Source organism: Acinetobacter sp., assembly GCF_041919735.1.
In the GTDB taxonomy this organism is placed as follows: Bacteria; Pseudomonadota; Gammaproteobacteria; order Pseudomonadales; family Moraxellaceae; genus Acinetobacter.
On the sequence record NZ_JAYRTF010000040.1, the window covers coordinates 1 to 12,656 of the forward strand.

General features: G+C 41.1%; 10 protein-coding genes. 4 read left to right on the forward strand and 6 right to left on the reverse strand.

Annotation, left to right across the window (positions count from 1 at the left end; all coding sequences use genetic code 11):
* Positions 1-1,215: 1,215 nt before the first annotated feature.
* Entirely contained in the window at positions 1,216-1,776 is a 561-nt protein-coding gene (locus ACE3T3_RS15450) for a GGDEF domain-containing protein (RefSeq protein WP_374668482.1), read from the reverse strand.
* Between the two features lie 1,011 nt (positions 1,777-2,787).
* Here ACE3T3_RS15450 and ACE3T3_RS15455 point away from each other — a divergent pair.
* Positions 2,788-4,350, forward strand: coding sequence for a sensor domain-containing diguanylate cyclase (locus tag ACE3T3_RS15455; RefSeq protein WP_374668485.1), 1,563 nt, complete (start codon positions 2,788-2,790; stop codon positions 4,348-4,350).
* A gap of 500 nt (positions 4,351-4,850) precedes the next feature.
* On the opposite strand, the gene ACE3T3_RS15460 is transcribed toward ACE3T3_RS15455, so the two are convergent.
* Positions 4,851-6,551, reverse strand: coding sequence for an NAD-dependent malic enzyme (locus tag ACE3T3_RS15460; protein ID WP_374668487.1), 1,701 nt, complete (start codon positions 6,549-6,551; stop codon positions 4,851-4,853).
* A 396-nt stretch (positions 6,552-6,947) separates the two neighbouring features.
* Here ACE3T3_RS15460 and yddG point away from each other — a divergent pair, with 396 nt between their 5' ends.
* The 3 genes from yddG (at position 6,948) to ACE3T3_RS15475 (ending at position 10,504) form a co-directional block, all read left to right on the forward strand.
* Positions 6,948-7,859 carry an aromatic amino acid DMT transporter YddG gene (gene yddG / locus ACE3T3_RS15465; RefSeq protein ID WP_374668489.1) on the forward strand — a complete coding sequence of 304 codons (912 nt, stop codon included), beginning with the start codon at positions 6,948-6,950 and terminating at the stop codon, positions 7,857-7,859.
* Between the two features lie 490 nt (positions 7,860-8,349).
* Positions 8,350-8,787: a DUF2147 domain-containing protein gene (locus ACE3T3_RS15470; RefSeq protein WP_374668500.1), complete on the forward strand. Its 438-nt coding sequence runs from the start codon at positions 8,350-8,352 to the stop codon at positions 8,785-8,787.
* A gap of 283 nt (positions 8,788-9,070) precedes the next feature.
* Entirely contained in the window at positions 9,071-10,504 is a 1,434-nt protein-coding gene (locus ACE3T3_RS15475; protein WP_374668491.1) for a deoxyribodipyrimidine photo-lyase, read from the forward strand.
* Positions 10,505-10,633: 129 nt separating this feature from the next.
* On the opposite strand, the gene ACE3T3_RS15480 is transcribed toward ACE3T3_RS15475, so the two are convergent.
* The 4 genes from ACE3T3_RS15480 to ACE3T3_RS15495 form a co-directional block, all read right to left on the reverse strand.
* On the reverse strand, positions 10,634-10,858 hold the full coding sequence (locus ACE3T3_RS15480; protein ID WP_374668493.1) for a hypothetical protein: 225 nt from the start codon (positions 10,856-10,858) through the stop codon (positions 10,634-10,636).
* A 159-nt stretch (positions 10,859-11,017) separates the two neighbouring features.
* Positions 11,018-11,197, reverse strand: a complete 180-nt coding sequence (locus tag ACE3T3_RS15485; protein ID WP_374668495.1) for a hypothetical protein — start codon at positions 11,195-11,197, stop codon at positions 11,018-11,020.
* A 245-nt stretch (positions 11,198-11,442) separates the two neighbouring features.
* A complete protein-coding gene (locus ACE3T3_RS15490; protein ID WP_374668502.1) occupies positions 11,443-11,880 on the reverse strand; it encodes an I78 family peptidase inhibitor in 438 nt (145 codons plus the stop codon).
* 243 nt (positions 11,881-12,123) lie between these two features.
* Positions 12,124-12,342, reverse strand: a complete 219-nt coding sequence (locus ACE3T3_RS15495; protein WP_374668497.1) for a hypothetical protein — start codon at positions 12,340-12,342, stop codon at positions 12,124-12,126.
* Positions 12,343-12,656: the final 314 nt, after the last annotated feature.

Consider the following 12,656-nt stretch of genomic DNA (forward strand, 5'->3'; position numbering starts at 1 on the left):
AGACTTTAACTTAGACCAGTGTTGATCATTTAACATTGTACGAGGCATAGTGAGTAGTGAATTAAGTTTGGCGATTTAATTTTACTATCTCGCTATTTTTTATACAGTAAATGTCAACAGACTCTAAACATCATTTTCCCTATTAAAAAATTCATCCAACTTTTTTCAACCATCCCCAATACACCTGAACTTCACAGCCCTCCATTGCATGATCAATTTTCATAGCGCCATGAAAGCCGAAGATACACATAAAAAGCTGGAACATGCCGCCTGCCTAAATTCCATTAGCCAGATCAGATTTAAACTGACCATTTTGTATAAGCTTGCTTATACCGCATAAACTTAGGACTTAGTCCGCTTGAAACCCAGCTTGTAGCCACCTGCTAGGAGAATAAATGCCCCATCTGCCAAGCTGAAGACCAAAAACATTGTGAACAGCTATTTAACAAGAATAAAAAAAAACCTGCAATTTGGGGAAATTGCAGGCTGTAAACTGAGATTTTCGACATTAATGGAGAATTCGATACTCAATATTGATAAATATATCACGTTATTTATATAACACGTGACTTAATTTACATTAATTAAACAAGTTCATATTACATGAAAAGTAGGCTTATCGATGATCAAATAAAAAGCCTGCCATCTGCTGAGCTTTAAAATTAGCCAAGCGCATCAACATACACTTCGACCACCGTAACCATATGTTATATCCCTTACGCAGGGTCAAGCAGAGCTGATTAAGCGGTATCCAGCAAAGCGTTATCGTTCAATCCGCTTTTATGCCAGCCATGCTGTTGAGGCAATTCAAAGGTAAGCGTATACACCTCCATTGCCTGAAATTTACTTTGCATTTTCAGTGGAAAACTTTAATTGATCCTGTCTGCCTTCATTCATTGTTGAAATGAACTTTCGGATGGCCCTGTCAAATACAGACCGTCCATAATTAAGTAAAGTGCCTATCTTACGTATAAGTGAATGCTTGAAGTCAAAGTGCTGCTTTTAATATTGCTGCAGTGCAATTAAATGATGCACGCATTCCATAGCTGCAAAAATTAATTTAAATGCAGTTTGACTGATGCTTTATAAGTACAAAATCGCTGATAAATGGGTTTCAATGCCTTTCAAAATCCATATCAATAAAATCCATATCAATAAAAGAAGGATTTTACCTTCAAACGTTTATATTTTTTACTTATCAACATGCATAAAAAGCTAAAAGCAAATCTGATTACGCCCGCTGTTTTTAGCAGAATAAAGCCGTTGATCTGCCATTTCCAATGCATTCATTAAATGTTCTTCACTCGCAATACAGGCCACACCGAAGCTGGCTGTCACCTTAATATTGTTTATAAATAATTGATTTTCAATCTTGCTGCGCAGCCGCTCAACCAGATGATAAGAAGAAGCTTCGTCTATGCTTTGAAATAAAATAATAAATTCCTCACCGCCAAAGCGGGCAAGGATATCTTTTTGGCGAATATTATCTCTTAATAGCGCAGCGACCCGGCATAAGATTTGATCTCCCGCCGCATGCCCCCAGGTGTCATTAATTTTTTTAAAAAAATCGATATCGCACATGACCACATAAATATGGCCAGCATCTGGTTCTGCAAACAAGGCTTTCGATTTTTCGAAAAAACCGCTTCTATTGTATAGCCCTGTTAAAGGATCCCGAATCCGCTCATCATTCAATACCGTAAAAAATTCTTTAATGGTCGATGCAGAAATAATAATGGCAAACCATACACTTAAAACAATATTGACCGCCAGCATCAGCATCCACCATGGAGATGTTGAGAGCATAATGCTGTTTACATTCTGCAGAAAGAAAATAACAGCAAGCGTTCTTAAAAATGCATATGAAAAAAGCAGGAAATAGCTGAAACTGAGCAGCTTCAGCAGGCCGGAAGAGTTTCGGTACAAGACATAAACAGCTGGAAGCGCCAGCGCTTCGAGGCAAATAATAACCAAATTGATTATAATTATTCTGATCCATAATTGCTCATCAGCATAGGCAAAATAGAATAGGGATATTAATCCCAGCACTGCAACCGCCGCAGACTGGATATGCTTAGGCTGCGCATTTGCCTTTATGGTCATGCCATGCGCAACCGCCCATGCCCCGCCAAGATATAAAGTCCCGATCCACGGTGCTGTTGCCGCGAGTTGAGCATTCGTCATTAAGCTTTGCAGCCCCAATGCCGTATAAGGCAAGATACAGCCAAGCCCCATCCAAAAAAGATATTTAGGCGCTTTAAAAAACCAATGTGCGGAGATAAAGACACCGCCTATCAAAATCAGGCAGAAAGGGACAACTAGTAAAAAATATTGTGTGTCTGGAAAATTCACGGACGCATTACAACTATCGCTGTGCTGATCACATATTAAATCTTTTTCTTGAACCTGTTCAATAAATATTTATTTAGAAAAGAATAATTTATCAATCAGCATGTTAAGCTGTATCTTGCAATTTGCTTAAATAATCATCTAAATTTTTCTGATTAAATGCTATAAAGTATGTGATTATTCATGTATAAATAAGGGATGCTGAAATACTGCATATTTGACAAGCGCCAGCTTCTATAGAGCCAGTGTCAGAACATTGCGGTAAAATGATAGATTCACCTCATAAAAAATAGCTTTTTATCTGAATAAATGCAAAATATGTATAAATTATGTGATTTAATTATCACCTTATTCATGCACGCGCTTTGGCCAAAATAATATTGGCGTCACCACGATGCGCAGCCCCCTTGAGAAATCCAAATTGAGAGAGCCAGGCACTTGAAACAGTTTGCTTTACTGCTGAAATTAGATCTGCAAAGACTTATTTTAATCTTAATCATTCTATGCGTTTCCTGCCTATTTGTTGTTTCAGTTTTTATTCTCAATTCTGTAATCAAAGCGCAATTAATAGAAAATTCACTTTCTATTAATGAAAAATATGCCTCTAAAGTTGCCTTAAGTACAGATCTGTATTTCCGCAATATGCTTCAGGAACTGCAATACAGCGCAGACCAGCTTGGCCAAGATTTTTCCAATCAAGGCCTCGTTCAGCAAGAGCTGCATCGATTAAAATTTCAATCCAATCATTTCAATTCAGTCAGTGTCATTGATCAGACGGCCCATATTCGCCATATCGAGCCGCAAATCTTAAAATTTGACGCAAAAGCGTCCTATAGCACCTTAGGTATTGTAGAATCCTTAAAATCTAAACAAACCTATATTTCAGCGCCTTATTCCTCCATAACAAATAACTTGATTGTGCTGATGTCTCAGCCGATTTTCAGTCCTGAACATCAATATTTGGGGGCAGTAACGGGCACATTGTATCTACAGAAAAAGAATTTAGTCAGTCAAATTTTATCGACATCGTACTCTTATAAAAATAGCTATATGTTTGTGGTCGATAGCAATCGGCGGATTATTTTCCACCCAGATGCCAGCCGCATAGGAGAAACCGTAAAAGATAATAGCGGCATGGATTATATGTACCAGCACAAAACAGGCCACATTCAGCTAGTCAACAGCCAAGGGATCAATAACCTGGCGGGTTTTGCGCATATTCCCAGCGTGAACTGGCTGGTTGTTTCACAGCAGCCAACCAAAGCTTTATTCCAGGAAGCCAATAGCATCATTATCAAAGTGGCTTTCAGCTTCTTTATTTTTTATATCGTTCTGTTCTTTATCATCTGGAAAATTGCAAAATACATTTCCTCTCCTTTGAATGGCCTTGCGCAAATGGCCGGCATGCTGAATAAGCCCGAAACAGAACATGAAATTCAAAATATTGATCCGTGGTATTTCGAAGTCATGCGCTTTCGTACCGCCCTGCTGTTCAGCTCAAAGAAATTTAAAGATAAGATTTCCGAGCTGAATTTGCATGTAAATACAGACCCGCTGACAGGTTTGCATAACCGGCGCGGCATGCAGCTGTTTTTGGAAGAACTGCAGCATATGGGTACAGAGTTTGCCGTGCTGCTGATCGATATCGACTTCTTTAAATTGGTGAATGATCGCTTTGGCCACGATCAAGGCGATCACATGCTGCGCTTTTTAGCCGATCAAATGAAAAAGAATTTCCGTGACAATGATGTTTGCTGCCGCCTTGGCGGTGAGGAATTTGCCGTCTTGATGGCTACAACCGATCGGGAGGCCGTATTTAAAGCGGCCGAACGCCTGCGCAAAAGCGTTCAGGAAATGACGGCCAGCTTATCTACTCCAATTACTATTTCTATCGGGGTGGCATTTTGGCCTTCGGATGCTCAAGAAGTAACTGAGGTGTTTAAACAAGCGGACAACCGTTTATATCAAGCGAAAAATCAAGGCCGGAACCAAGTCTGCTAATTTGTTGATGACTGCAATATTTCCCGTTGTGATATTTCCAGCTTCCATATTTTTAATTGCAATCTGGAAGCGCCGATGAAAAGCTATTATGCTTAGCTATAAATCATTCTATTTAGATAAGTTTTATTTGGAATAGCAAAAATGCTTTACCTTATCAGCATAGGCCTTTTGGTCTTTATTGTATACCATTACAGACTGCAGGACGCAGATGCAGGCAGCAGCGAATTTGTGATTTCATTGCTGGTAGGCCTACTTATTCTTTGCTTAGTCAAAATCTACCGCATCGTAAATTAATCCTGCTGCAGAATGCTTGGACAAAAAATAAAGCTTTGCGTTCTCATAGACTTTCCTCAGCAAGATTTATCCGCCATAAAATAAAAAAACCGCTTTCATCTCAAGCGGTTTTTTATTTTTAACTTTCGAATCAAATACTTAATTCAGCAATAAATCCAAGCTCTCAGCATCTTACTGATTCAATGATTTTTTGCTCAAAGACATGATTAAAATGGGACACGGTGATATTGGCGATACTCCGGTTTCCAGAAGTTCGCTTCAATTTTCTGTTCCAAATCTTTCAGGCTCATCACTGGCGCCACACCATCCTCCATGGCCGCTTGAGCGACTTTGACCGCAATGATTTTGGAAATTTGCTGAATCTGGCTTAAATCCGGCAGCAAATCCGCATTTGGATCCTGCAATTTAGGCGAACAGTCGGCCAGAGCATTACTTGAAGCCATCAGCATTCGGTCAGTCACTCGTTTTGCGCCGGAAGCAATCACACCTAAACCGATTCCAGGGAAAATATAGGAGTTATTGCATTGTGAAATATTATAAATGCGTCCTTGATAATTGACTGGCGCAAATGGGCTGCCTGTTGCAATCAAGGCTTTCCCTTTAGTCCACTCAATAATATCTGCCGGCACAGCTTCCACGCGAGAGGTCGGATTCGACAGCGGCAAAACGATTGGATCTTCACAGTTTGCCGCCATGGTTTCAATAATTTCTTTGGTGAATAATCCTGGCTGGCCAGACACACCGATCAATACCGATGGCTTGGCATTTTTAACCACATCCAGCAAAGAAATAATTTCATCCGCATTGCCCCACTTGGCGACATCAGCTGGCTGCTGCGCCAATTTACGCTGAAAATCCAGCAAGTTCGGCTGATTCTCTGTAATCAGGCCAAAACGGTCCACCATAAACACTCGCTTACGCGCTTCTGCATCAGTCAGGCCTTCCGCAATCATTTGCGCTATGATTTGCTCGGCAATACCGCAGCCGGCTGAACCCGCGCCCAAAAATGTGATCACCTGATCTTTCAGCTGTTTCTTGGCGGCGTGAGACGCTGCAATTAAATTGCCCACTGAAACAGCGGCCGTACCCTGAATATCATCATTAAAACAGCAGATTTTATCGCGGTATTTTTCCAAAAGCGGCATGGCATTTTTTTGCGCAAAATCTTCAAACTGAATTAACGCTTCAGGCCAGCGGCGCTGAATCGCGCTGATGACCATATCTACAAAGCTGTAATATTCTTCACCCGAAATACGCGGCTGCTTGCTGCCCATATAAATCGGATCATTCAGCAGCTGCTGGTTATTCGTCCCAACATCCAGGGTGATTGGCAGCGTATAGGCTGGGCTGATCCCGCCGCAAGCGGTATACAAAGACAGCTTGCCAATAGGAATACCCATGCCGCCGATCCCTTGGTCACCCAAGCCTAAAATACGTTCACCGTCAGTGATAACAATGACTTTTACATTACGGCGGTTCACATTATGCAGAATGTCGTCAATTTGATCACGGTCAGGATAAGAAATAAAAATGCCGCGATGACGGCGGTAGATATCGGAAAAACGCTGGCAGGCTTCACCGACTGTTGGCGTATAGATAATCGGCATCATCTCGGTCAGATGATTTTCAATTAAATGGTAAAATAGGGTTTCGTTGGTATCTTGAATATTACGCAGATAAATATGCTTATTGATGGCGTCATTGAAAGCGCAATATTGCTGATAAGAGCGCTGGCTTTGCTCTTCAATGGTTTCAGCAACATGCGGAATAAGGCCATGTAAATTAAAATTTTTACGCTCATCTGCTGTAAATGCAGAACCTTTATTCAGTAAAGGCAATTCCAGCAGTGCATTTCCAGCATAGGGTATGTACAGCGGGCGTTTAGATTTCAAATTATCTACGGGCATTTTACTATCTCTGTTCCTATTTTAAACAATATGAAGTTGAGGTCGGCTTTTCACTTCTGTTTTAATAGCTTAGACCTATTTGTTGCAAATAGGACATTTATAAAATTAATAATGATATTGCCAACATTTTATAGCCTTATGGTCTGCATTCAAAAGCTCTGCTTTGTACGCCCAGATTTAAATCTAGAATTCATCCGGCCTAAAAAGTCCTTAGATTTAGATATTTTTAGTATCAATTCCGGTATACTGTTTTGTGCAGATGAGCCCGCTGTTCAAAGGATGGGGCTTGCGTTTCTCAATCATGCATATCTTCAAAGCAGCCGATCTTTCACCAGCCTGCACCGCAGCCATTACACAGCATGCCGATGATCTTTCCGGCAGAAAACAGCAGCCCAAATGACAAAAAATCTTGCAACCCTCATTGGCTTCAGCGCAATTCTGCAATGGTCGACTATTGTTGGATTGCTCAAACGCATCAGTTCAAGCATCGGACCGGATTATGCTGTCGCTTTTATGTACACGTTCAGCGCTGTCATTTTGCTGCTTTTATTCCGCATCCCGAATTTAAAAGCCATACCTAAAAATTATTTGATTTTCGCGACAGCGCTGTTTGTCGTTTATGAACTCTGCTTTTCTTACGCGATCGCTTTGGCTCAGTCTCCGCAGCAGGCCATTGAAATCAGCCTGGTCAATTATTTATGGCCAAGCATGACCATTGCCGCGCTGATTCTCTTTAAAGAATTAAAATTCAATGCATTGGTGCTGATCGGGCTGGCTGTCAGTTTGAGCGGTATTGTATTGATCCAAACAGGAAACGGTGCGTTTAGCTGGAGTTCTGTATTTCAGAATATTATGACCAATCCTGTCAGCTACATTTTGGCCTTTATCGGCGCGGCGCTTTGGTCGCTTTACTGCGTCATCACTAAAAAATACAGCCATGGGCATAACCCTATCGCTTTATTCTTTGCCGTCATTACCGTGGTGCTGTGGGCAAAAATGTACTTCCTGCACGGTATTCCTGAATTGCCGGCTTTAGAGATGGATACCCTCGTCTGCATGCTCGCGGTTTCATTGGTGACGGCTTTAGGCTATGCGGCCTGGAATATCGGCATCATCAAAGGCAATATCACGCTGCTGGTGACTCTCTCCTATTTCAGCCCATTGATTTCTTCAGTCTTTTCCATGCTGATCCTGCAAACCAGTCTCAGCGCCGCTTTCTGGCAAGGCGCCATTTTAGTGACATTAGGCTCATTTATCTGCTGGATCTCCACCAATTGGCCGCAATTGAAAAGCAAAATCCTGCGTTAAGCAATTGATATCCACATGGCTTGATCGGCTTATTTTTTGAATTGTGAATCTGCTCATTTATATCGGCGCCCTCTATTGTCTTTAATCGTTCAAATATAGATATGAACAGTTTTAAATACGGCCTAAATCAAAACAGCACGCTTGATACGCTGCATTCACAACGCTCACACAAAGCTCAATCCACTGATTTGCTATAAATATTTTTCTTCGACAATCGCCATTAAATATTTCAACGATGATAAAGTCATCGCATATTGCTCATGCAGATTTTAAATCGACAAAACGTTAAAGATACCGAAATGATGCATAACAATACTGAATCTGATTTTTAGCTGTTTTTTTAAACACAGTCCGCCCAATATTCACAAAAATGCATGAAAAATCCATATTAAAGCCTATTTTGATTGGCAATATCGAATGCGAACATATACACCCGCATGCATCATGCCGTATTCCACGTTTTACCCAGTTCATTGGAGGTCATAGGATGATAAAAAAAATATTCAGCGTAATCGGGCTTTCTCTTGTTGCTGCCAGCGCATTCGCAGCAGACCCGCTGCATGGCACAAAATGGAAAACTATTGATGATAAAAGCAAAAAACCGCTTTCTATTGTTCAATTTACCGAAACCGCCAATGGCGTTCTTTCCGCCAAAATTATCAACGTCTTAGAAAATGGTGAAGGTGGAAAATGCACAAAATGTGAAGGCAAATTTCACAACAAATCGCTCAACGGCGTTCAAATTGTATCCGGGCTTAAAAACACCGATAAGAACTTCTACGATGGCGGCAAAATTATTGACCCAAAAAACGGCAAGACTTACAGCTTTAACGCCAAACTCTCGCCAGATGGCAAAACACTCAGCGGCCGCGGCTATATTGGCGTATCTGCGCTGGGACGCAGTCAAACTTGGATTCGGGCAAACTAAGCCTTTCTTCCTGCATTCCTTTATAAAAGCGGCCTTTGCCGCTTTTATTGCATTTAAACTATTGCATTTGAGCTATTGCCTGCATGTTCTTGATCATCCATTTTTTTGGAATGACATCTGAATTACTCCGCTTTTCATTTTGAATCTCGAAGACCGGCTGAAATTTAAATCTACATTGCTCAACAGCAGCTTCAACGCGCAATTTTGCATCCTTCTTTTTAGCCTCATCGGCTTTGACTTTCGCTATACTGTGACTGGATTGGAGTATTCAGGCTGACATTTCATGCAACTTATTTGGTTCCGGCAGGACCTGCGTATTGCAGATCACGCTGCGCTTTGGCACGCATCGCAAGCGGGCCCCTGCGCCGCAGTTGTATTTATTTGTCCTGAACAATCCAAATTGCATGATGATGCGCCTCATAAAAACCTGTTCTATGTACGTCAACTGGAATGTTTAGGCCGTCAGCTGGACGCTTTGAATATTCCGCTGATCATTCGCCAAGTTCCGCTTTGGAAAGATATTCCCGCGCAATTAAAAGCGCTTTGCCTGCAGCTGAAGATTCAAAATCTGCACGCCAATATCGAAGCTGGCGCAAATGAGCAGCTCAGAGACCAGCAAGTGCAGCTGGCGTTAGCCCCGCATCATATTGCATTTAAGCAATATACAGATCGGACGGTTTTTCCGCTCGGATCGATACTGAACAAATCCGGCCAGCCATACCAAGTCTTTGGCGCATTTAAAAAGCAGTGCTATGAACGCTTGAACATTCAGTTGCCACCATGCTATCCAGCGATCCATCCGCAAGAAAAAATCCGTCTAAACATAGGGGATCAATCCACAGTAGATCTTTCAAAGTTAAAAGATGCGCTTCAAATCGGGCTTCATCCCTCTGTGCAGGACTTATGGCCCGTGTCCGAACAGCATGCTGCGGCGCTGCTTGAACAATTCAGATCAGAAGATTTAAACAAGTATGAAGCGCAGCGCGATTTTCCCAATATCGACGCCACAAGCAAGCTGTCGCCCTATTTAAACATGGGCATTCTCTCCATTCGGCAATGCCTGCAAGCGATATTTGCGCCGCACGGCCACTTGCACTTCAATAGTCTAGGGCAGCAAACTTGGCTGGATGAACTGCTGTGGCGTGAATTTTATCAGCATATCCTGTTGCATTTCCCGCAAGTATCCAAGCATCAGCCTTTTAAAACCGATACTCAAAAAATACCGTGGCGCCAGGATGAGGCAAGTCTGAAAGCTTGGCAGCAAGGCTTAACAGGCATACCGATCGTCGATGCAGGCATGCGCCAGCTGCTGCAGACCGGCTGGATGCATAACCGTGTCCGCATGATTTGCGCAATGTTTCTGAGCAAAAATTTGCTGATAAATTGGCGATTGGGCGAAAAATGGTTCATGCAGCATTTAATTGATGGGGATTTAGCGGCCAATAATGGCGGCTGGCAATGGTGCGCATCAACAGGTACCGATGCGGTGCCTTATTTCAGAATTTTCAACCCTGTAAGCCAATCACAAAAATTTGACCCGCATGGCGATTATATCCGCGCTTGGCTGCCAGAATTAGCATCTCTGGATGCAAAACGCATCCACGATCCTTTTGCTCAATGCCCGCAAGATCAGGAACTCGATTATCCGCGTCCAATTGTTGATTTAAAAGCATCGAGATTGCGTGCAATCCAAGCATTCAAATCCATTTCCAGCTAGGCATGTGCAAAAGGGCGATGTTTCAATAACATCGCGCCTGATAGGCTGATGCTCAATGCATCTATCCCAAAGCAATGCTTGCAAATATTTGCGGATGCAGCCAACACATTTGAATCATTCTTCGCAGCACTATTTCACTTCGAAATATTTTTTTTCAGTGACGATTTTAACTTTTAAGCCCTTGTAATAGCGGATCATTGGATCTATCTGATCTTTACTGATTTTATCGGCGAATTTATCTTCACTCATCAAATGCGCATAGGTTTTGTAACCTACAATAAGCTCTTTAGGTTCATTACCGCTTTGCTTGAAAGTATCAATTTTCTTATTTATTTCTTTAACGCTGTAGTTCATTTCAAATCAATTCAAAGCCGTAAAAAGCTTTTTATAGCAGTACAGCATGACATTTTTATTACATTCATCGTTTTACGTTCTGCTTTTTTGATGACTGCGCAAAATAAAAGCTCCCTATTCAGGGAGCCTCGATGATGTCTAATGAGGGTCTTTAAAACCTTAGGCATCTATCTTACTAAATGCGACAGCAGTTAAGATTGGGATACCAAAGCATGGAAGCAGCAATAAAATCCAGTATTCTACCAATGGCTTTTCTGGTACAAAACTGATCAGCAATGCGCCAACAACCATTACAGCCAGTATATATACAAGAAAAGTCGTAAAAAATTTTATAGGCATATGAGTCTCCAACAATGATTTACCCTTCCCCCCACTATATACCTGTTCTGAGAAAAACCCACCTATTATTTAAACCAATTAAACCGATCATTTTGCTCAACTTTTTACAGTGAACTCTGAGGATCGGCTCTATTTCATTATTCTAAAATCAGGCGTTTTCTAAATTTTTTCACTCATCGATAACAGCATTGATTTGCTGCTCATTGCACAAAGATGCAGCATCTTTGTGCTCAGCGATGAACACACTAGCCGCATGAAGCTCGGATTATTTTACCAGTCGCGCTATCCACGGTAACTGTCACGCGATTTTCGCGATAATCCATTGTCAGAGGCTGGCCTGGCGCACTGCTTCTTACAATTTCAGCCCCGGTAAGCTGCTTGATTTGCGATTCTGAAAGCTTAGACTGACCAACCAATTTATTTGCAGCTTCTGACTGGCATTTTCCCTGCTGGCTGGAACGGAACAGCGCCCATTCTTCAACAATTGCGCCATTCGGCAGATGACAGTACCCAACCTGTCCATTTTTCTCATTTTTAATCTCAAGCTTCCCGCCTTGATCTATGCAGTAACGGCTGGCAGGATTTTCCATTCCCAGTTTTGGCGCATGCTCATCAGCAGTCGGTGCTGTTGAGCACGCGGATAAACCTAAAACAGCCATCCCCAATAATATTGTATATTTCATTTTTTTCATTGCTCAATCTCTCAGTTATTAATCGCCAACTCAGTGTGCAGCAATATCCCAAAAACCGCAAATTCTATCACGGAAAAACTTTCCAAATATATCTTTATAAAAATAGGATGAATATATTATTAACATTCTTTATATTTTTATACCGCATAAAAATCTACTGAAATATATTTCACTTAATTATTAAAAATAAAAAAACCCATTAAATGGGCTTTTTTATTGCTAGAAAACCATGCATTATTTTGCAGCAGTTTCACTGGCTGCCGAACCTTCCTGTTCTAATGGCGCGGCATCGATCATTTCAGGGCTAACTTCAACATTGGTTACAGCGGTGGCTTCTCCAGTGCCCGATGATGCAGCTGCAGGTACCTGTTCTTCCTGCTTTTTCCCGCATGCTGTTAAGCTTAATGATGCTGCAGCAACAGCAAGTATAAGACCAGCGTGTAACTTTTTCATAGAAATGCCTTTTTATAAGGTTTTTAAAATTTAGCTTATTGTAGTCAATTTTTTCAAATTCTGGGAGTACTGATTGTATGAGTTTGTAAGTTTTTTAATTTTTTTCAGTTCAATATATGGAATTAAAGCCTGCACCCTCAAAAAAAATTAAAAACCATAGTTCACATTATAAAACTTAAAACCGCTTAATACATTTAAAATATATGATTAAAATTAAACCTAAAAAAAGACCATTATTATTAACATAACCACATATTATGTTCACAACATTATAACCCAATTTAATAAATACTATTTCCCATTCAAAATAATCT

Excerpts from the sequence above, each read along its gene's own strand:
- ACE3T3_RS15450 (WP_374668482.1), bottom strand. The coding sequence starts at position 1,776 with ATGCTGGCGGTCAATATTGTTTTAAGTGTATGGTTTGCCATTATTATT.
- ACE3T3_RS15460 (WP_374668487.1), bottom strand. The coding sequence starts at position 6,551 with ATGCCCGTAGATAATTTGAAATCTAAACGCCCGCTGTACATACCCTAT.
- yddG (WP_374668489.1), top strand. The coding sequence starts at position 6,948 with ATGACAAAAAATCTTGCAACCCTCATTGGCTTCAGCGCAATTCTGCAA.
- ACE3T3_RS15475 (WP_374668491.1), top strand. The coding sequence starts at position 9,071 with ATGCAACTTATTTGGTTCCGGCAGGACCTGCGTATTGCAGATCACGCT.
- ACE3T3_RS15480 (WP_374668493.1), bottom strand. The coding sequence starts at position 10,858 with ATGAACTACAGCGTTAAAGAAATAAATAAGAAAATTGATACTTTCAAG.
- ACE3T3_RS15485 (WP_374668495.1), bottom strand. The coding sequence starts at position 11,197 with ATGCCTATAAAATTTTTTACGACTTTTCTTGTATATATACTGGCTGTA.
- ACE3T3_RS15490 (WP_374668502.1), bottom strand. The coding sequence starts at position 11,880 with ATGAAATATACAATATTATTGGGGATGGCTGTTTTAGGTTTATCCGCG.
- ACE3T3_RS15495 (WP_374668497.1), bottom strand. The coding sequence starts at position 12,342 with ATGAAAAAGTTACACGCTGGTCTTATACTTGCTGTTGCTGCAGCATCA.